Below are 21109 nucleotides of genomic sequence, written 5' to 3'. Positions count from 1 at the left end.
CCTTCAGGCGCGATTACGCAGCCACTGCAAAAAGCCTCTTTTGGGTACAACCGCCGGCGCTTCCTCGGTCAGGGATTGCGCCTTGTGCAGGCGGAAATCGAGCAGCGTCTGCATCGCGTCGTGGATGTCATGACGCGCATCGAGGCACGGCTTGAGGTAGGACTTCTCGATGCGATACAACGCGCAGAAGGTCTTCGCCGAAAAGTCCGCCGGCAATGCGGAATCGGACAAGATCCCTGCCTCGCCAATCACCTCGCCCGGTCCCATGCGCCCGGACTCGAACGGTGTGCCGTGGCGCTTCAACGTCACCGACACCACACCGGACTCGATAATGAACAAATGATCGCTGACCTCCCCACCCGCCAGAATGACTTCGCCGGCACGGAAGGTTTGCAGGCTCATGTTCTGGCTGAAGGTGTCCTTCTCTTCCTGGCGCAGGGTGGAGAAAATCGGCGAGCTGTCGAGCAACGCCCGGGGCCGCGACAGGTTGGTCGGCGCAGCACTTTCATCGCTCGACAGCAGATTGACCCCGGAGGCCTGCAAGTGCCGATAGGCCAGATCGAACAACTGATTGCGCACCACGCGCTTCTCGCCCATCGAGGCGACGAAACCGCTGATCTCGTATTCCGCGCCACTGCTGCCGGAGCTTTTCAGTGCGACGCTCGGCGCAGGTGTGTCGAGCAACTGGCGACAGCCCTGCATCGCCCGCTCCAGCGCATCGATCACCGAACTGGGCCGCGCATGCGGGCTGACTTGCACGCTGACCGCGACGCCGAACATATTGCTCGGCCGACTGAAGTTGATGATCTTGGCCTTGGCCGCCAGCGAGTTGGGGATCACCGCCATGCTGCCCTGACTGGTTTGCAAGCGCGTGGCGCGCCAGTCGATATCGGTGACCCGGCCTTCGGTGCCGTCGATGGAAATCCAGTCATCGAGTTGATAAGGCTTGGTGGTGTTGAGGACGATCCCGGAAAACACATCGCTGAGCGTGCTCTGCAAGGCCAGACCGACAATGATCGCCAACGCCCCGGAGGTCGCCAACACGCCTTTGACCGGCAGATCCAGCACATAGGCCAGCGCCGCGATAATCGCGATGAGGAAAATCACCGCGCCGAGCAAGTCCTGCAACAACCGCCCGGTGTGGCCGACCCGCTGCATCATCACCGCGCCGATCAACACCGTCAGGGTGCGCGCACCGAACAGCCACCAGCCAATCTGCAGGCCAGTCGCCGCCAGGTGCAGCGGCACGTTGTCGGCCCACGGCGCCGGCTCCATCGGATTGAGGCCTTCGTTGAACAGCAGCACGCTGAACAGGCTGAAAATCAGCACCCGCACCAGCAGTTTCCACTCGCTGCCATGGGAACTGATCAGACGCCATAAACCCAGATCGAGGAGGATCAGGATCAACGCGCAGAACAACGGATGTTCGGTGAGCAGAGACAGCATCAAACAACTCCGACAGGGGCCAATCGCGAGAAGATCGCACAGATTGAGCAAGTGTAGGAGCAATTGATTTCAGAGGATGAACACGCCCGCAAAAACACCACAAAACCAAATGTGGGAACGAGCCTGCTCGCGAATGCGGTCGATCAGTCAAAGGTGCATCGACTGACATGACGCCTTCGCGAGCAGGCTCGCTCCCACGGAGGGGACTGCGTGTGGCCTGGGTTATTTACCGTTAGTCAGGGTGCTGTAGCTGGTCATCAGGTTTCGGTAGTCCGGGATGTGGTTGGAGAACAGCGTGCCCAGCCCTTCAATATCGTTGCGCCAGTCGCGGTGCAGTTCGCAGGCCAGCCCGAACCAGGTCATCAATTGCGCGCCAGCACTGGACATGCGGTTCCACGCCGATTCACGGGTCAGTTCGTTGAACGTGCCGGAGGCGTCCGTCACCACGAACACATCGAAGCCCTCTTCCAGCGCCGACAGCGCCGGGAACGCCACGCAAACCTCAGTCACCACACCGGCAATGATCAATTGCTTCTTGCCAGTGGCCTTGATCGCCTTGACGAAATCTTCGTTGTCCCAGGCGTTGATCTGGCCCGGACGGGCGATATACGGCGCGTCCGGGAACAGTGCTTTCAGCTCCGGCACCAGCGGGCCGTTGGGGCCGGTTTCAAAACTGGTGGTGAGGATCGTCGGCAACTTGAAGTACTTGGCCAGATCGGCCAGCGCCAGCACGTTATTCTTGAATTTGTCCGGTTCAATGTCGCGCACCAGCGACAGCAACCCGGCCTGATGGTCAACCAGCAGCACCGCAGCGTTGTTCTTGTCCAGACGTTTGTATTGAGTGTTCATGTGCGTTTCCTCTTTTCTATAGGCAACAGCCATCCCTGGCCTGCGAACCGGCCTACGCGTCCTGTGTAGAGCGCAGTGGTTGTGCGTTAAGCGTGCATCTGGCCGAAGCGGCCGGACTGGAAGTCGGCGAAGGCCTGGTGGATTTCCTGCTCGGTGTTCATCACGAACGGGCCGTGGCCGATGATCGGTTCGTCGATCGGCTCACCGCTGAGCAGCAACACCACCGCGTCCTGGCTGGCTTCGAGTGTCAGCTGATGGCCATCACGTTCGAACAGCGCCAACTGCCCTTCACGCACCGATTCCACACCGTTGACCTGCACCGAACCTTTCAGCACCACCAGCGCGGTGTTGCGGCCTTCGTGCGAATCCAGCGTCAGCAACTTGCCGGCGTTCAGGCGCAGATCCCACACATCAATCGGTGTGAAAGTCCGCGACGGGCCGGTGTGGCCATCGAATTCGCCGGCGATCAGGCGCAGGCGACCGGCGTTGTCCTTGAGCGCAATGCTCGGGATGTCGCTGTCGAGAATGGTCTGGTAGCCCGGCGCGGCCATTTTGTCCTTGGCCGGCAGGTTGACCCACAACTGGACCATTTCCAGTTTGCCGCCGGTTTTGGCGAAGTTTTTCGAATGGAATTCCTCGTGGAGGATCCCGGAAGCGGCGGTCATCCATTGCACATCGCCCGGGCCGATCACGCCGCCACTACCGGTCGAGTCGCGGTGCTGCACTTCGCCTTCATAAACGATAGTCACGGTTTCGAAACCACGGTGCGGATGCTGACCAACGCCACGGCGCTCGGTGGTCGGGGTGAAATCGGCCGGGCCGGCGTGATCGAGCAGCAGGAACGGGCTGATGTGTTTGCCCAGGTTGTCGTAGGAAAACAGCGTGCGAACCGGGAAGCCATCGCCGACCCAATGGCCGCGCGGGCTGGTGTAGATACCGATGATGTTTTTCATGGTTGTCTCCAATTTGGGTGAGTGACGCGATGGATCAAGCTTAAATCCGTAGCCATTAATGCACTAGACTGCAAAAATCAGCCTTAGCGTTCTATATGGAGAACGATGGTGGAAGACCTCAACACCCTCTACTACTTCACCCAAGTGGTCGAACATCATGGTTTCGCCGCCGGGCGCGCACTGGACATGTCCAAATCGAAGCTCAGCCGACGGATTTCCGAACTGGAAGAACGCCTTGGCGTGCGCCTGCTGCATCGCACCAGCCGCCACTGCTAGTTGACCGAAATCGGTCAGGCGTACTACCAGCGCTGCCTGGCCATGCGGGTTGAGGCGGAAAGCGCGGCCGAGCTGATCGAACGCAACCGCTCCGAACCGCAGGGGCTGGTGCGCCTGAGTTGCCCGACAGCGCTGCTCAACTCGTGGGTCGGGCCGATGCTCACCCGTTACATGCTCAAATACCCGCTGGTGGAGTTGTTCATCGAGAGCACCAATCGCCGCGTCGATCTGCTGCACGAAGGCTTCGACATCGCCCTGCGCGTGCGTTTTCCGCCATTGGAGAACACCGACATGGTCATGAAGGTGCTGGGCAACAGCACGCAGTCAGTGGTCGGCAGCCCGCAGTTTGTCGAACGCCTGTCTCACCGCCCTCACCTGCCGACCTCAATGGCTTGCCGAGCCTGCACTGGGGCGCGGCGCAGCGCGAATATCAATGGGAGCTGCTCGGGCCGAATGACAACACGGCACTGATTCGCCATACGCCACGCATGGTCACTGATGATTTGATTGCCTTGCGTCAGGCGGTGATTGCCGGCGTCGGCGTGGCGCATTTGCCGAGTGTGGTGGTGCGTGAGGACATTGCGGCCGGTCGTGTGGTGGAGTTGATTCCCGGTTGGGCACCGAAGTGCGGGTTGGTGCATGCGATTTTTCCTTCGCGGCGCGGGTTATTGCCGTCGGTGCGCACGTTGATTGATTTTCTCGGCGAGGAATTTGCCCACAGTGACATTGCCTGAATCGGTGGTGCGCCCTTCGCGAGCAGGCTCGCTCCCACAAGGATTTTGTGAACACCACAGATCTCCTGTGGGAGCGAGCCTGCTCGCGAAGAGGACAGCCCGGACAACACAAATCCTGAAAATGATTCATGACTTCCGGTCAACAGTGCTTTGTCCCACCAACGGTTTTTCTCAACCATCCGGATGCGGATACTCCTGACCATTCCCACTGCAACCCTGGAGTTTTTCATGTCTGTTCCCGCTTTCGGTCTGGGTACATTTCGCCTGCAAGGCCAGGTCGTCATTGATTCGGTGAGCACCGCTCTCGAACTCGGCTACCGGGCCATCGACACCGCGCAAATCTACGAAAACGAAGCCGACGTCGGCCATGCCATTGCGGCCAGCAGTGTCCCCCGCGAAGAGCTGTTCATTACCAGCAAGATCTGGGTCGCCAACTTCGCCCAGGATCGCTTGATCGACAGCCTCAAGGAAAGCCTGCAAAAACTGCAGACCGACTACCTCGACCTGACGCTGATTCACTGGCCGTCGCCGGAAAACCAGGTACCGGTCGAAGAGTTCATGGGCGCCCTGCTCGAAGCCAAGCGTCTGGGCCTGACCCGACAGATCGGTGTTTCCAACTTCACCATCGAGCTGATGCAACAGGCGATCGCGGCGGTCGGTGCCGACAACATCGCTACTAATCAGATTGAACTGCACCCGTACCTGCAAAACCGCAAAGTGGTCGAGTTCGCCCAGAGCCAAGGCATCCACATCACTTCGTACATGACCCTCGCCTACGGCGAAGTGCTGCAAGATCCGCTGATCCGGCAGATCGCCCAGCGCCTGCAAGCCACCCCGGCGCAAGTCACCCTGGCCTGGGCCATGCAGTCTGGCTACGCGGTGATTCCGTCGTCGACCAAACGCGCCAACCTGCAAAGCAACCTTGCCGCTACGGCGCTGACACTGAGCGACGCCGATATGGCGCTGATTGCCACGCTTGATCGCGGCCATCGCCTGACCAGCCCGAAAGGCATCGCGCCGCACTGGGACTGAGCCGGCGCCCGTCAGATTTGCAAGCGTTGCGCGAGTCCGGCCATGGCCTCGCGTAACGTCTCGCTCGCCACGTCCAGCGGCGCCGCGTGCGTCTCGCGACACGCCTGCTCGAGCGCTACACATGCCGCCACCACCCGCGCCGCGCCGACCATCTGCGCCCCACCCTTGATGTGATGCGCCAGCTCGCGCAGCCCTGCGCGATCCTGCTCCTGCTGCAAAATCTCCAGACGTTGCAGATCGAGGCGCACGCTGTTCAACACTTCCTTGCGCAACTGTTCGATCAAGGCACGATCATCCCCGGCCATTTGCTCCAGCGTGCTCAGGTCGATTTCCGTCAGCGCGGGCACCTCGCCGGGGTCCACCGTCTTCTCGCAATGACTGGCAGCCGTCAACGCCTGCGCCAGGTCGTGCAAGCGGATCGGTTTGAACAGGCATTCGTCCATGCCGGCATTCAGGCAGCGCGTCCTTTCCTCGGCTTGCGCATTGGCGGTAAAGCCTAGGATCAGACAAGGCTTGCGGCCGGCATCCGACTCGGCATCGCGGATGGCCCGCGCCAGTTGGTAACCGTTGCGCCGCGGCATGTTGCAATCGGTGATCACCACATCGAACGCCTGCGCCCGCCACTGCTTCAGGCCTTCATCACCGTTCTCGGTGTCGACGGTGCGATGGCCGAGTTCACTCAACTGCCAGCACAACAGCAATCGGTTCACCGGATGATCGTCCACCACCAGAACACTCAGTGACGACGTTACCGCAAGCGCTGCTTGCGGAGCACTTGGCGAGCGAGCCAGAGCAGCCAACAACGGCAGTTCAAGACTGACTTCGACGCGTGTGCCTTCACCCGGTGCACTGTCAAGCCGCAGCGTACCGCCCATCATTTCACAGAGGTTGCGACTGATGACCAACCCCAGCCCGGAACCACTGCGGGCTGATTGCGAGTCATGGCTCGCCTGCACGAAAGGGTTGAACAGCCGTCGTCGGTCGTCGGCGTTGATCCCCACCCCGCTGTCTTCAATAAGCACTTTCACGGTCAGGCGTTCCGCCGTCACGGTGGTCACCGTCAGCCGTAGACTGACCTCGCCCTCCTCGGTGAACTTGATCGCGTTGCTCAACAGGTTCGACAGCACTTGTTTGAAGCGCGTCGGATCAATCAGTACGTCAATGTTGCTGCGGGCATCAAGTTCGATGTGCCACAACAAACGCTTCTGCCGCGCGAGCCCTTCAAACACCCGACACACCGACACCACCTGCTCACGCAGGTTGGCACGCTCAGGCACGAGGGACAAATGCCCGGTCTCGATCCGCGCGATGTCGAGGATGTCGCCGATCAACGCCAGCAACTGTTGCCCGGCGTTGGATGCCACCTGAATCGCCAAGCGATCGGTCACGCCTTCCTCGGCGCGCTTCAAGGCCAGTTCGAGCATGCCGATCAAGGCGTTCATTGGCGTGCGGATTTCATGGCTCATGGACGCCAGAAACGTGGTCTTGGCGCGATTGGCATCGTCTGCCGCGTCCTTGGCTTCCTGCAATTGCTGCAGCCATTGCTGGCGCCGGCGAATCTGTTGGCGCTGAAAAACGATCCAGGCCAGCGCAAGCGCCAGCAACACCGCCGCACCGGCAAAACCGAGGAGAATCTCGCGACGATGGCGTAACCAATAACTGTCTTCCACCACCACATCGTGGCTCCAGCGCTCCACCAGTTCGTCCATCTGTGGCGGGGCGATGCTCAACAGCGCCTTGTTCAGGATCGAATGCAATGCCGGCATCTGCGGTGCCGTCGCCAACGCAATGCGCGCCGGTTGATCGCCGATGGTGCCGGTAATGCGCAGACGCTCACGGTAGTGACGTGCGATCAGAAAGCGCGCGACCAGCAATGAACTCACCGTGGCATCGACCTGACCCTTGGCAATCAACGCCATGCCTTCAGCGGGGCTTTTGACTTCGACCAGACGGATGCGCGGCACGCGGCTCAACAGGTAAGCACGTAACGGATGGCCGCGATAAATCGCCAGCCGTTTATCGGCCAGATCATCGAGGTTGAGCGGTCCCTGCGCGGTGATTGCGCTGACCAGCACAAACGGATTATTCAGGTAGGCGCGGGTAAATTGCAGTTCGGCTTCGCGCTCGCTGCTCGGTGTCACCACCGGCAATACATCCAGTTCACCGGCCTTGAGCTGTTCGATCTGCCGATCCAGCGACGCCCCGCGCACGATCTCGAAGTTCAACCCGCTGCGCTGGCTGATCAGACTCAGCAGTTGCGCCGACAGTCCGCTGAAACGGCCATCGGCATCAAAAAATGTCAGCGGCGCGAAATCTTCGATGGCTCCGACCCGGACAACTGGATGCTGGTCCAGCCATTCCTGCTCATTGGCACTGAGCTGCACCCGCGACTGTTCAGCCATATCGGCGAGGCCGACGCTCCAGCGTAGCTCGATGCGCTGGCGCCGCTCCATGGGGATGGCCGTCAATGCCTTGTCGACGATGCGTTTGAGGCGCCCATCGCTGCGCAACAGCGCGAAGCCGAACGAATTGGCGTCCAGCCCGGCCGGACCGGCCAATTGCAGGTCATTACGATAATTGGTGTTGATCAGGTAGTTGGCACTGATGAAGTCGCCCAGATAAACATCGTCCGCTCCGAAGGCCACCGCACCGAGCGCATCCATCGCCGACGGGTAACGCTGCACACTTGCCCGGGGATAAAACGCCTGCACGCTGGCCAGAGCCAGATAGTCCTCGACCATGGCCAGGCGCTTGCCGGCCAGATCGGTGGGCAATTGTTCATCGAGTCGAGTCACCAGCATCGGCTGATCTTCGGCGTAGGCACGGGACAGGATGAAGGCCGGGTCGGCGGCTTCAAAACTGTTGGAGGTTCCCAGCAGATCGAGATCGCCGCGTTTGAGTGCCGCCATCACGGCATCGCGGTTGGCGAAACGGCGGACTTCGATGCGCACGCCGAGCAACTGCCCCAGCAGGTCGGCGTAATCGGCGGTCAGCCCTTCGAGTTCCTGTTGATTACGGGTGATCTCGAACGGCGGGTAATCCGGCCCGGAAATGCCCATGCGCAACACCGGGTGCTGACGCAGCCATTGCCGGTCCTGTTCATCCAGGCGCAGCTGGACATTTTCCAGTCCGGTACGGGTCAGCACTTGCAGCACCTGCGGCGTATCGCTTGCCCAACAAGTGGTCATCAGCGTCAGCCACAGCCACAGCCACAGCCAGACAATCCGGCGCCCCTGCCTCATGTCTGTCCGCTCAGATCACATGATTGCGCTTGGCGAAATCGCGCAAGTGTACCGCTGAGTTCACCCCGAGCTTTTTCATCAGACGGGTCTTATAGGTGCTGACGGTTTTGTGACTCAGGTGCATGTCCTCAGCAATCGCTTTGTTGGACTTGCCCCGCCCCAGTTGCGCGAAAATGCTCAACTCACGGTCGGAGAGCTGCTCGATCATCTGTTTTTCCGTGATCTGTACGGCATTCAGCGTACTGAAAGGGTCCGGGAGCGCAGAGAAAAAGGTATGCCCCGACACCACCGCCCGGATGGCATTGCGCAACTGCTCCAGCTGATTGGTTTTGGTCACGTAGGCCATGGCCCCAGCGCGCACACAGCGTTCCTGATAGAACATCGGCTCGTGTGTACTGAACACCAGCACTCGGCAATGAAGATCATTGGCCTTGATCCGGGCCAGCACCTCCAGCCCGCCGAGCACTGGCAAATTCAGGTCGAGGATCACCAATTGAGGCTTGTGTTCACGAATAAGCGAGATCACCTCGTTGCCTTCGGACGCCTCGTATATCTGCTTGAATCCTTCGGCTTGCAACACGATCCGGATGGCGGCACGCACCACCGGATGATCGTCGACGATCAGCGCTAACTTCATGGCCACTCCCGGTGCAAAGGCTGACGGGCAGGCCACCGATGGGGGCTGATCCAGACTCAGTGGCTGCACAGGGACTGTTGCATGGAACGGGGAGCAAAGCACCTGTCAGGTCTGACAGTTGCGGCCGGGGACTTTTTATGCATGCGCAACGTACTGCATCAGCGGGTGTGGCTTGTGAGCGACCGGTTTACCTGGCTTTGCGGGCACATCGACCAGCGCCATCAACTGACTGATCGACTGCTTTGAAGGCAACATCAAATGACTGATCTGCACATTCTCCTGAGCGAACCCCGAGGTCTGTTGCAACGGCGCCGTGCCTTCGTTGTAGATCAACGCCTGACGAATCTGCGGGTTATCAAGGAAAAACCCCAGCAGATCCAGCGAACGCGCAGCCAGCTCGGCGTTGATGACCACCACATCGAACGGCTCACAACCGTAGTCCACCAGCGTCAACAGTTCAGTGAGGCTTTGCACCGGGGCCACGCGGTAGTAATCGAGGCTGTTGAACAGACGCTCGATTTTCATCCGGTGGAAATGCTGCGAGTCTGCAATCAGGATGCGCAGGGCTTTATTGATCATGTTCAATCTCCCGGTGTCACGGTTTCTGGGTGCGGCAAGACTACGCAAGCCACACGACAGGTTCTGTAGGACTTTTCCTAAAAGAAGGTTCACTCATCCGAGTCACGCCGATCACCGTGCTGCTGCAACCAAAGCAACAAATCAGCCCCCGACATCGGCCGCGCATACCAGTAGCCCTGCCCTTGGGAACACCCCAATGCCAACAGTTCACGACGCTGTGCATCGGTCTCGATTCCTTCGATCACCACGCTCATACCGAGGGTTTCTCCCAACGCCAGCGTGCTGCTGATCGCCGCCCGGCATCGCGGTTCGTGCTCAAGATTGCGGATGAATTCGGCGTCGAGCTTGATCTCGTTGAACGGCAACTGACACAAGCGCTGCAAAGATGAGAAGCCGGCGCCGAAGTCATCGATCGATAGACGACAGCCCATCATTCGCAGGCGGACGAGGCTTTCCAGGCTGGTGGCCGGCGCTTCTAGCAGACCGCTTTCGGTCAGTTCGAAAGTCAGGCCTGCACCGCAAGCACCGTGGTGCGCCAGAAGGTTTTTCAACGTGGTCGTGAGCTGCGCATTGGCCAACTGCACAGCGTGCAGATTGAACGCAACATTCAGGAAAACTCCCTGCGCACGGGCACTTCGTTGCACACCCAGCGCCTGATCGATCTGCGCAAACAATAGCTCGTCGAGTAATCCGCAACGCTCCAGCACAGGCATGAACAAAGCGGGCGAAAGGATGCCGTGGGTTGGATGGAGCCAGCGGCATAGCACCTCTACACCACAGACCTCACCGGTCTGCAGGTTGAATTTGGGCTGATACCAGGCCTGCAATTGCTGCTGCGCCAACGCCTGACGAACCGATGTCTCACTGGCCAGCGTCACGGCAGCGGCCGTGGGTTGCGCCAGAGCAGGCCTGTCGAGGGATTTGCTCAGCAGATTCGCCAGCACTTGCACATGCAAAGGCTTGCCTACATCGCCAAGCAGTTCCAGGCCAAGCAACGCCACCATCTGATGCACCGCACGACGCAGGTCTGCCGACAGCGAACTACTGATGATCACCGACTTGACCTGCCCCGAGGCCCCCACCCGCTGCAGAAACTCCAGCCCGTCCATCCCCTCCATCTGCAAATCGCACAGGGCGACATCGACCGTACCGACTTCCTGCAAGAGCGCCAGCGCCTGAGCTCCGTCACTGGCCTCGAAGATTTCGCGACAACCCAGCGTACGCAGCATGTTGACCGCCACCGAGCGCTGGAACGCATGGTCTTCCAACACCAACACACGCAGCGGCAGAGCAGGCACGGCAATTGAGTCGTCGATGCCGGGAGCATGGTGTGTCGTGGCCAATGGCGTATTCGACTCGCCAGCAGAGGTCTCAACGGTTGTGGGATTGTTCCTGAACATCGAGGTGCTCCAGCAAAGGGCCAAGGGTTTGCCGGTCCGGGGTACGGATCAGCATCAACTGTCGTCGGTGGTTGGCATAAATCGTCTGAGCCTGCGGCTGGCCGCGAACAGTGTCATGAATCACGCCGTGGCGAATCTGTGCATTGCTTGCAAAGAACCGCACCCAATCCACGCCAGTGGCGGCGATCAACCCCGCGTTGATGATCATCAGGTCAAAGTGCTGGAAGGGCTCGCTGGAGTAATGGGTCACGCCCAACAACTCACGAAACGAGTGCACCCGCGTCAGTTCGCGACAGCCCAGTTCTTTAAAGGTCTTGCCGATTCGGGCGTGCAACGCAGGCTCCTCGTCGGCAATCAGAATTCGCCAGCTTTTGTAGGACATTGGTTTCGACAGAGGTAGAAAAGGTCGCCGCTCGCGGCGTAAGAGGCGACACACTAGGCAAAACAGTCGTCAAAGCATGTAGGACGAGTCTGAAAAAATACCAAGAAATCTCCGACGCCCTTTGAAGAACAACGCCACGTCGGAAGGATCCGACGTGGCAACCGCCTCACCAAAGGTAGCGATACCCCAGGCTCACTCCGAATGGCTGTTCGATGCCATTGCCCTTGGCGTACTCGGCATCCAGCGAGATCTTGCTTTTTTCACTGACCTGCAATACGCCGCCGAAGCCGAGTTCGACGCGGTTGCCCGGCAGCTCGGCATCGAGTTTGTTGCCATTGACGCTGACCTTGCTGCTGCCGGCATGCTCGGTGATGTACGACGCTTTGACATACGGTTGGGCCTTCATGCCATTGCTCAGCTCCAGGCTGCGACCGAACAGCGAACCGACACGGCTTTGCAGTGAATCCAGATCATCGGACTTGACGCGCAGGCCGTTGCTGGCGGTGTAACTGGCCCCTTGGGTGCGGGTCGCAGTGATTTCCAGTTGCGGCTCGACGAACCAGCCATCCTTCAGATTGATGCGCTTGCCAACCTCGATATCAGCACCGACACCATTAGTGCTGTAGGAACCTTTTACCGCTTGCCCCAGATTGTTCGGCGTTTTGATGTCCGTATCGAAACGGCTGTACTTCAAGACGCTGTCAACGTAGACGCCATTGTCATTGAGGTAGGTGGCGTAAATGCCGAACATGCGGCTGTCGATATCGCCCGACGCCCCTTCACCGAAATCCAGATCGGAACGCGCAGTACCGACCATGCCACCGACATAAATCTTGCCGCTGTCCACTGCGAAAGCCTTGTCGGCACCGATTTCCAGACCGCTGACGTCCTGGGAGTAGGCGCGGCTGGAATGCTCGCTGACATCGAAACGCTTGCCGATGGCGCGGGTCCAGAGCCCCCCGTCATCCTCGCCCATGCGCAACTCGCCGAGGCGCTTGACCAGAGCGTTCATCTGCGCGTTCCACAGGCTGGCGCCGGCGGTGTGTGCGGCAATGGCGGCGTTGGCCCCTTTGGACAGGTCTTCCGGCGCCGGGTCGATCGGGCGCGGCGGTGGCGTCACAGGGCCCACCGGATCCACGGGATTGACCGGATCAACTGGCGTCACTGGATCCACCGGCGTTACCGGATCAACCGGAATCGCTCCCCCGCTCGCCAGTACCCAGTCATCACCCTGTTGGCGCAAGGTATAACGGAATGCACCCGCATCGACGTGGCCGCCATACAGGGCGAATTTCGCGCTGCCGCCGTTCGTATCGACCAACAGCAAGCGGCCATCGGAGGTCGTCGGTTCATGACCGCTATCGCCGACGATCAGCGTGTGATCACCACTGGCCATGCCGGCGCCTTGCACGATCAGCAAATCATCACGCTGATTGGCGATATCGGTATTCATCAAAATGCTGCCGCTACCGGCAAGAGCATTGACCGTTAGCGTCTTGAACGTGCCGTCGCTGCCCGGCGCGAATGCCAGACGCCCGCCATTGAGGGTCAGCGAGTCCACCGTGTTCACGCCGTTCTCCATGACATTCACCGTGCCACCGGCGTCTGCCACAAGGCCATTGGCTTGGGCACCCGTGTAGAGATTGACCTGACCACCGTTGCTGACCGTACTGTTATTGGCCGTGCCAGTGGCGTACACGCTTTGGGTACCACCCTGCACGCGCGTGTCATTGGCCACCGCCCCGCCGACCAAGCCACGGCGCAGGGTTTGCTCACCGCCTGCGTTAATCACGCTGCCGTTAGCCACCGCCATGTTGATCAGGTTTTGCGTACCGCCAGCACCGACCTGGCTATCGTTGGCAATCGCCATGATATCCAGCGTCTGTACGCTGCCCGCATTGATCAGCGTGCGGTTGGCCGTGGATCGCGTGACGGTCTGCTGACTGGCATTGAGCACGGTGTCATTGGCAATACCGCTGGTGCCCACCATCTGTGAGCCGCCGTTATTGACCACCGTGCCATGGCTGACGCCACTGAGAACGTTTTGTGTCGCACCGTCTACTACGGTGTCGTAGGTCACACCGTTCTGAAATACGCTCTGCGTCCCACTAGCGCTGACCGTGGTGCGATGGGCCGTGCCGTTGGTTCCGATCGATTGCCCGCCGATGGTAACGCTTTCGTCATAAATCACTGCCCCGCCATTGACTGAAGAGGTATAGGCACTGGCGTGCAGTGGCAGCAAAAACGCAATGGCGACGGCCACGGCGACTGGGTTGCGCTGGAACAACGGGAAACGGGTTTTCATCAACAGAACCTCACGTGCGCCTTCTTGGGCAACGGCGTAAATCGAGTTGAGTCAGAACCTTTGAGGGAACCGGTTCGCACTCGGGGAACCGGCAATTTAGAGAATCGAAGGGACTTTCTGAGTAGGATTTTTCCTTGTCTTTGTAGGAAATTTCCCAAGAGCATTGATCGGTCTTGACCCATGCTCAGATGGAAGAAAGCGAGCCCGTTGCAGGCTCGCTTGATCGCTCATCAGCCGCGTGCACCGACCACGCTTGAACCGTAAGAGATGATGACCTCCACCCGACGGTTGAGCTGACGGGAGCGGGCATTGCCGTTATCGGCAATCGGAAATTGCTTGCCGTAGCCTTTGGTGATCAGCCGATCAGCGCCTATGCCCATTTGCTTGAGCGCGAAAGCCACGGCGTCTGCGCGCCGCTCCGACAGACGCTGATTGAAATCGTCACCGCCGACATCGTCGGTAAACCCTTCGATGCGCACCTTGCGTTCAGGGTTGGCCGCCAGATACTGCGCCAGTTGTTCGAAGTTGCGCTGGCTGCCGTACTTGAGATCGGCCTTGCCGGTGTCGAACAGCACATCGCCGAAGGTCACGACTTCCCCGCGCTGGGTTTTCTGCGCTTTCATCGCTTGCAGCGCCTTGAGCTGCTGAGTGCGCACGTCGAGTTGCACCTGGGTACGCTCGGCGTCGATTTTCTTCAGACCCGCCTCGGCCTGGCGGCCGGCAATGGTCTGCTCGGCCAGGGCGATTTTCTGGCTGGCCAGATAGGCCAATTGATCGACTTGCGGTGCCTGGTGGTCCTTCTGCGACGCCTGGTCGGCCGCGTTCAACGCCGTAAAGGCAGACTTGGTTTCAATGGCTGCGAGGGTGTTGGCTTCCGGCTTGTTTTGCAGCGCCGCGAACTGTTCGCGGGCTTGCAGCAGTTGCGGGTTTTCAGGCGGCGTGGCGCAACCGGCCAGTGTCAGAGCGATCAGCGAAGCGATGGGCAACAGTTTGAAATTCGACATGAACAAGTCCTTATTGAGCGCTGGCTGGCGGATTGAAACCGGTGACCGGGTCTTGCAGCATTTCCTGCTTGAGCACCTGAATGCCATTGCGCGCGTCAGCCAGTTGTTTCTGCCATTTCACAGCGCGCGATTTACGTTCGGCGAGGTTGGCATCGGCTTCGATCTGTTCGGCCAACAACTTGGCTTGCGGGTAGTTTTTCTCACCGAGGGCGCGTTCCATCTGGAACATCTTGTCTTGCGCTGCCTTCATTTCCAAAGGTGCGTATTGGGTTGCTTCGGCCGACACCGCACGGTTGACCGCGTCCTTGGACAAGCTGATCTGTTGCTCTGGCAGCGGCGCGCTGGCGCAGGCACTCAACGCCGCAGCAACGGCCAGTCCACAGACGGCCAATCGTGCACGGGAAGACATACGTGGAAGGGTCATCAACAGCTCCAAATGTTAACCAGTGAAGTGAGCTCGGCTGTATGCCGAGACCACCGCACGTTAGCGACAGAGAGCCAGTGACGAATGTAGGAAAATTCGCAAGAAACACAGGGAAACTGGAAATAGTTTGTTACGCCAGGCGCTCGTCCAGTTGCTCCGCCAAACGTTCCATTGATTGCTGCAAGGCATCCACCGCTTCGGTCAGAACCTGCGTGTCGAGACCTTCGCTGGCAACCTCCAGCGCTTCACAAGCCTGGATCAGTGAGTGCGCCTTGATAATGCGTGCGCCGCCCTTGACCCGGTGGGCCAGATTGGCGAGCCCGGGCATGTCGTGCTGGGTAAACAGGCGCATCAGTTTGGCCATGTCCTGCGCATTGCTCGTGGCCAGATCGCTCAACAGACTGTTGATCGACGCGCGGTCGCCACGGGTCAATTGTTCGAGGCTGCCCAGATCAATGTCACCGGTGCCGACATCGCCGGGCTCGTCTTCAGTCGGTGAACGAGGTCGTGGAACGACTGCGGCCAGACGCAGATTCAGATCCCTGAGGCTGATCGGTTTGAACAGGCAATCGTCCATGCCGGCCTCGGCGCAACGATCCTTCTCCTCGGCCAGCGCATTGGCGGTAAACCCCAACACCAGGCTGCGCGCCAATCCTCGCGTCGCCTCTTCATCGCGGATCGCCCGGGCCAGTTCGTAACCATTCATGATCGGCATGTTGCAGTCGGTGATGACCACGTCGAACGTCTGATTGCGCCAGGCACGCAGACCATGGGCGCCGTCCTCGGCATCCGTCACCCGGTGGCCCAGATAACTCAACTGCTGCGACAGCAGCAGACGGTTGGCCGGGTAATCGTCAATCACCAGAATATTCAGACAGTGACTGGCCTGCAGTGCCACGTTTTCCTCGACCGGCGCGGCGTTCAGAGGATCGAGTGTCGGTAGATTCAACCGCACCTCGATCTGCGTGCCCTGCCCCAATTCGCTGGTCAGCGCGAGGCTGCCGCCCATCATTTCGCACAAGGTGCGACTGATCATCAGCCCCAGCCCGGAGCCGCCCTGGGCCGCCTGACCATGGTTGGCAGCCTGGGAAAACGGCGTGAACAATTGCGCCTGATCCACAAGCGAGATGCCGCGCCCACTGTCGGTCACGCGCAAGCAAAGGCGCAGTCGGTCATCACTGCCGGTCTCGACCTGCACGCTCAATACCACCTTGCCCACATCGGTGAACTTGATCGCATTGCTCAACAGGTTCGACAACACTTGCTTGAAACGCAGCGGATCGATCAACACGTCGACGTTGCTCAGGGCATCCAGGTCCAGTTGCAGACGCAACTGTTTCTGGCGCGCCAGGCCTTCAAAAATGCGCGCAACCGATTCAATCAGTTCACGCAGATTGGCGCGCTCCGGCGCCAGCGACAGGCGCCCGGACTCGATCCGTGCAATATCGAGAATGTCGCCAATCAGGTCCAGCAAGCCCCGCGCTGCGCCCGAGGCCACTTCAACGGCAAAGCGATCCAGTACACCTTGATCGGCCTTTTTCAGCGCCAGTTCGAGCATGCCAATGATGGCGTTCATCGGCGTCCGAATTTCATGGCTCATGGTTGCCAGGAACGTGGTTTTGGCGCGGTTGGCGTCATCGGCAACATCTTTGGCGATTTGCAGTTCCTGCAACAGATGCTGACGCTCGCTGACATCGATCCAGCCAGCGATCATGCCGTTGACGGCACCGTCGCTGCCACGATACGGCAGCATCCAGTGGTAGATGGTCAGCGCGCGGCCGTCCGCCAGATTCAGGCTACGGTCCTGGATGCTCGGCAAGCCGTCCTCCATCACCCGTAGATAATCATCCTGAAACGTCTGTGCCTGCTGCATATCGCTGAGCACGCCGTCCGTGACCAACTTGCCGATGACCGCTTCGCGCTCGGTACCAAACACATGCAGATAACCGCTGTTGCAGATCACCAGGCGACCTTCGCGATCGCGCACGTAGATCGGATGCGGCGTGCCGTCGATCAGCACGCGCATGAACTCCATCTGATCGTTCAGCGCGATTTCCGCCTGACGGCGCTTGCGCATCAACAGACGCAAATAGGCGATCCAGCCCAGCGCCACCAACAGCAACACGCCGGCGATCACGAAGCCCTGGATGATCATGCCGCGATTGCGCAGCCAATAACTGTCATTCACCACCACTTCGCTGCGCCAGCGGTTGGTCAGCTCATCCATTTCCTCCGGGCTGATGCTCAACAGGGCCTTGTCGAGAATCGAGTACAGCTCCAGCGCACCGCGACTGGTGGCCAGTGCGATGCGTGCAGGTTGGGTGCCGACCGTGCTGGTGACCTGCAATGTGTCGCGGTACTGGCGCGAGATCAAATAGCGCGCGCTGACCAGCGAATTGATCGCGCCGTCGGCCTTGCCCAACGCGACCATCTCCATGGCCTCGGCGGCGTTGCCTGCCGTCACCAGTTGCACCTTGGGGAATTGCTCGATGAGGTACTCGCGCAGAATGTTGCCGCTGATCAGCGCCAAGCGCTTGCCGGCCATCTGATCCAGCGTCATCGGTTCGCCGCCACGGCGAGTGACCAGCACGAACGGGTTGATCAGGTACGGCCGGGTAAAGCGCAATTGACCTTCGCGCTCGGTGCTCGGCGTGAACGCCGCCAGCATGTCGGCCTTGCCGCTGGTCACCTCACCGATCAGGTCGCCCACCGACTCAACACGCTGTATATCGAATTGCAGGCCCGTGCGCAGGCTGATCTTGGCCAGCACATCAGCACTGATGCCGCGAAACTTTCCGGCTTCATCGACAAAGGTCAACGGCAGAAAGTTTTCGTTGATCGCGACTTTGATACGCGGATGGTGATCCAGCCAACGCTGTTCGTTCACGCTGAAATGCAGTCGATGCTGGCCGGGAATGGCCACCCCGCCGACACTCCAGCGGCGCCGGATGCTCATACGCTCTTCCGCAGGAATGACCTTCAACGCCGCATCGAGAATGTGCAACAACCGAGTGTTGTCCCGGGTCACGGCAAAACTGAAGGGCTGGGTTTCCATACGCGAAAAATCGCTGAGCTGAACGTTGTTGAGGTAGTTCTTCTTGACCAGGTAATTAGAGCTGAGCAGGTCGCCCAGATAGACGTCAGCCTGACCGAACGCCACGGCACCGATCGCCGTCAGTGTCGAGGGATACAGTTGCACGTCGGCTTTTGGGTAAAACGCCTTGACCGTTTCCGGTGGCAGGTAGTGATAGAGCATCGCCACTCGTTTGCCCGCCAGGTCTTCCGGCAGGTTGTGACTCTCATCGATGCGCGTCACCAGGGTCGGGTTATCGTCAGCGTAAGGCGAAGAGATTGCCAGTTCGGGGTCCGCCGCCTCAAAACCGTTGGCGGTGCCGATCATATCGATCTGGCCGTGCTTCAGCGCCGTCAGCAGATCGCCACGCGAGGCGTAGCGCCGGACCTCGACCGTGACGTGCAGCAATTGTTCGATCAGTTGTGCGTAATCGGCCGTCAGACCTTCGTAATCATTGCCGTTGCCGGTGATCGCAAAAGGCGCGTAATCAGGGCTGCTGTCGCCGAGCAACAGACGCCCCTTGCGGCGCAACCAGCTCCAGTCCGGCTCATCGAGTGGCACGGCATACTCGTCGACATCCGAGCGACCGAGCAATTGCAATGTATCGGGCTGCGTCGCGGCCATGGCCTGCAGCAACGACATTGAGCCGAACAGTGCCAGACCGGCCAGGCAATTTCTGACGAAAATAATCATCTAGAGCAGGTTGTTACGCTTGGCAAAATCGGCGAGGTACACCACCGACTTGACGTTGAGTTTCTCAATCAGCCGCGTCTTGTAGGTGCTGACGGTTTTGTTGCTCAACAGCATGGCTTCGCCGATTTCCTTGTTGCTCAAACCCTTGGCCAGTTGCTGCAGGATCGTCAACTCGCGATCAGACAGACTCTGAATCAATTCCAGATCGGTGGCCTGCGCATCGCTGCGGCGCACCGAGCTGCTGGCCAGATTGGGGAAGAAGGTATAGCCGTCCATCACCACCTTGATGGCTTTGACCAACTCGTCGAGGTCGTTGGTTTTCGACATGTATCCGGCTGCGCCAGCCTTCATGCAGCGCATGGAATAGAACTGTGCCGACTGCGACGTCAGCACGAGGACCTTGCAAGACAGGTTCAGCGCGCGGATACGCGAGATCACCTCCAGGCCGTCGAGCTTGGGCATGGCGATGTCCAGAATGATCAGGTCGGGGGTATGTTCGCGGGCCAGCTGCACAGCATCGGCGCCATTGTCCGCTTCCGCGACGACTTCGAAATGTTCCTGTTTCAACAGCATCTTGACCGCAGAGCGAATGAACGGGTGATCGTCCACGATGATCGCTTTCAACATAAAAACCCCTGTAAGACGTTGATCAACTACTTGGCAACGCCACAAATAACAATGGGACAGCAGTCCAGATGCTCCACGTGCAGAACATACACGAGCACCACAGAATTGTAGGAAAATTCTTGGAAAACACCGCACAGCACCGCACAACGATCAGCGCTCGCCCTCTGGCTTCTCCAGCCATTGCAACAAGTCATGTCCGTTCATGGGACGGGCCAGGTAATAACCCTGACCCATTTCGCACTCCAGCTCGCGCACATGCTCAAGCACCTTTGGGCTGCTGATGCCTTCGATCACCAGATCCATTCCTAACGAACGAGCCAGCACCCTCGTACTGGCGACCATCGCCCGGTTGCGTTGACGGTCGAGGTGCTGGACAAAACGGCCATCGAGTTTTATCTGGGTGAACGGCAACTGGCACATCAGCTTCAACGAGGAAAACCCGACACCGAAGTCGTCGACCGCTAATCCGCAGCCCAGCAGGCGCAAACGCAACAAGTTCTCCTGCGTGCCGGGCGGGCAATCGAGCAAACCGTTCTCCGCCAGTTCGAGCATCAGAACCGATCCGTTGAACCCGTGCCGCTCCAGCGCCCGTTTGATGTGTTCCACCAGAGCACTATGGGTCAGTTGCGAGGCATGCAGATTGAACGCCAACTGCAAGGCCACACCACGATGACGCAAAATGCCCAGCAGGTTCAGGCCCTGCTCGAGCAACTGTTTGAACATCTGGTCGGTCAAGTCATACGCCAGCACGGCGGAGAGAAAGTCGCAAGGCAACAGCGTCCCGCGCGCAGGATGCTGCCAACGCACCAGCGCTTCCACGCCGATCACCGCACCGCTGTGTAATTGAAACTGCGGCTGAAACCACGCCCGAAACTCACCCAGCGCCAGCCCGCGGCGCACTTCATCTTCGTGGGGCAACTCTTTGCTCGGTGGCGCCAGCACCGGCGGGATCCGCCCGTGTTTATAGCGATACAGCAGGCGGTTCAAGGCACGCAGCTGCACCGGCCGACTCAGCACTCCGAGCAATTGCAGACCGCCCAGCGAGGCCATTTGCCCCAAGGTGCGCGCCAGCTCTGGGGGGAGTTCACTGCACAGCAACACCGCGCGCACCATACCGCTGTGGCTGGCAACACGGAGGAATTCCAGGCAATCGAGGCCCCGGTCAGTGAGGTCGCAGATCACGATATCGACCCCGCCCTGCAGGTGCATCTGCACCATGGCCTGCTCGGCATCCGGTGCTTGCAACACGTCACGCACGCTCAGGCGTTGCAACATCCTGACCAGCACGTTGCGGGCAAACTCATGATTTTCCAGCACCAGAATACGTGGGGAGGTCATCTTCCTTTAATCACTCAATTGACCCGGGAGACCGGATAGTGGCCTGCGCCAGCAGGGTTGAACGCAGGACTTATCCTGCGTCAATGTAGGAAATTTCCCAGAGGCTAAGGCGTCA

At 59.6% G+C, this 21109-nt stretch carries 15 protein-coding genes and 1 pseudogene; 2 read left to right on the top strand and 14 right to left on the bottom strand.

Going from position 1 to position 21109, the window contains the following annotated elements; translation table 11 throughout:
* Nucleotides 1-3 precede the first annotated feature (3 nt).
* The 3 genes from BMY54_RS10855 to BMY54_RS10845 all read right to left on the bottom strand — a co-directional run bounded on the left by BMY54_RS10855 (nucleotide 4) and on the right by BMY54_RS10845 (nucleotide 3248).
* Nucleotides 4-1446 (bottom strand): mechanosensitive ion channel family protein, encoded by a 1443-nt coding sequence (locus BMY54_RS10855; RefSeq protein WP_093432023.1) that lies wholly within the window; start codon nucleotides 1444-1446, stop codon nucleotides 4-6.
* Nucleotides 1447-1668: 222 nt separating this feature from the next.
* On the bottom strand, nucleotides 1669-2295 hold the full coding sequence (gene ycaC / locus BMY54_RS10850) for an isochorismate family cysteine hydrolase YcaC (protein ID WP_093432020.1): 627 nt from the start codon (nucleotides 2293-2295) through the stop codon (nucleotides 1669-1671).
* Nucleotides 2296-2381: 86 nt separating this feature from the next.
* A complete protein-coding gene (locus BMY54_RS10845; RefSeq protein ID WP_093432017.1) occupies nucleotides 2382-3248 on the bottom strand; it encodes a pirin family protein in 867 nt (288 codons plus the stop codon).
* A gap of 105 nt (nucleotides 3249-3353) precedes the next feature.
* Here BMY54_RS10845 and BMY54_RS10840 point away from each other — a divergent pair.
* Both BMY54_RS10840 and dkgB read left to right on the top strand, forming a co-directional pair.
* Nucleotides 3354-4258, top strand: a pseudogene (locus BMY54_RS10840) (LysR substrate-binding domain-containing protein).
* Nucleotides 4259-4486: 228 nt separating this feature from the next.
* Nucleotides 4487-5290 (top strand): 2,5-didehydrogluconate reductase DkgB, encoded by an 804-nt coding sequence (dkgB, locus tag BMY54_RS10835; RefSeq protein ID WP_093432014.1) that lies wholly within the window; start codon nucleotides 4487-4489, stop codon nucleotides 5288-5290.
* Between the two features lie 11 nt (nucleotides 5291-5301).
* On the opposite strand, the gene BMY54_RS10830 is transcribed toward dkgB, so the two are convergent.
* The 11 genes from BMY54_RS10830 to BMY54_RS10780 form a co-directional block, all read right to left on the bottom strand.
* Nucleotides 5302-8532, bottom strand: a complete 3231-nt coding sequence (locus BMY54_RS10830; protein ID WP_093432011.1) for a transporter substrate-binding domain-containing protein — start codon at nucleotides 8530-8532, stop codon at nucleotides 5302-5304.
* Between the two features lie 10 nt (nucleotides 8533-8542).
* Entirely contained in the window at nucleotides 8543-9169 is a 627-nt protein-coding gene (locus tag BMY54_RS10825) for a response regulator transcription factor (protein WP_093432009.1), read from the bottom strand.
* A gap of 135 nt (nucleotides 9170-9304) precedes the next feature.
* Nucleotides 9305-9748 carry a chemotaxis protein CheY gene (locus BMY54_RS10820; RefSeq protein ID WP_093432006.1) on the bottom strand — a complete coding sequence of 148 codons (444 nt, stop codon included), beginning with the start codon at nucleotides 9746-9748 and terminating at the stop codon, nucleotides 9305-9307.
* An 89-nt stretch (nucleotides 9749-9837) separates the two neighbouring features.
* A complete protein-coding gene (locus BMY54_RS10815; RefSeq protein ID WP_175559589.1) occupies nucleotides 9838-11046 on the bottom strand; it encodes an EAL domain-containing response regulator in 1209 nt (402 codons plus the stop codon).
* Between the two features lie 73 nt (nucleotides 11047-11119).
* A complete protein-coding gene (locus BMY54_RS10810; RefSeq protein WP_093432000.1) occupies nucleotides 11120-11530 on the bottom strand; it encodes a hypothetical protein in 411 nt (136 codons plus the stop codon).
* Between the two features lie 166 nt (nucleotides 11531-11696).
* Nucleotides 11697-13835, bottom strand: coding sequence for an autotransporter outer membrane beta-barrel domain-containing protein (locus BMY54_RS10805; RefSeq protein ID WP_093431997.1), 2139 nt, complete (start codon nucleotides 13833-13835; stop codon nucleotides 11697-11699).
* A gap of 230 nt (nucleotides 13836-14065) precedes the next feature.
* Nucleotides 14066-14839: an OmpA family protein gene (locus BMY54_RS10800; protein WP_093431994.1), complete on the bottom strand. Its 774-nt coding sequence runs from the start codon at nucleotides 14837-14839 to the stop codon at nucleotides 14066-14068.
* Between the two features lie 10 nt (nucleotides 14840-14849).
* On the bottom strand, nucleotides 14850-15263 hold the full coding sequence (locus tag BMY54_RS10795) for a DUF4398 domain-containing protein (RefSeq protein ID WP_225919925.1): 414 nt from the start codon (nucleotides 15261-15263) through the stop codon (nucleotides 14850-14852).
* Nucleotides 15264-15393: 130 nt separating this feature from the next.
* Nucleotides 15394-19029, bottom strand: a complete 3636-nt coding sequence (locus BMY54_RS10790) for a transporter substrate-binding domain-containing protein (RefSeq protein WP_256573866.1) — start codon at nucleotides 19027-19029, stop codon at nucleotides 15394-15396.
* Nucleotides 19030-19656, bottom strand: coding sequence for a response regulator transcription factor (locus BMY54_RS10785; RefSeq protein WP_093431991.1), 627 nt, complete (start codon nucleotides 19654-19656; stop codon nucleotides 19030-19032).
* A 150-nt stretch (nucleotides 19657-19806) separates the two neighbouring features.
* Entirely contained in the window at nucleotides 19807-20994 is a 1188-nt protein-coding gene (locus BMY54_RS10780) for an EAL domain-containing response regulator (RefSeq protein ID WP_093431988.1), read from the bottom strand.
* Between the last annotated feature and the right edge of the window lie 115 nt (nucleotides 20995-21109).

It is taken from the genome of Pseudomonas sp. ok266, assembly GCF_900110195.1.
Classification (GTDB): domain Bacteria; phylum Pseudomonadota; class Gammaproteobacteria; order Pseudomonadales; family Pseudomonadaceae; genus Aquipseudomonas; species Aquipseudomonas neuropathica.
Note: the sequence above shows the minus strand (reverse complement) of the source record. Positions and strands in the feature narration are given on the sequence as shown.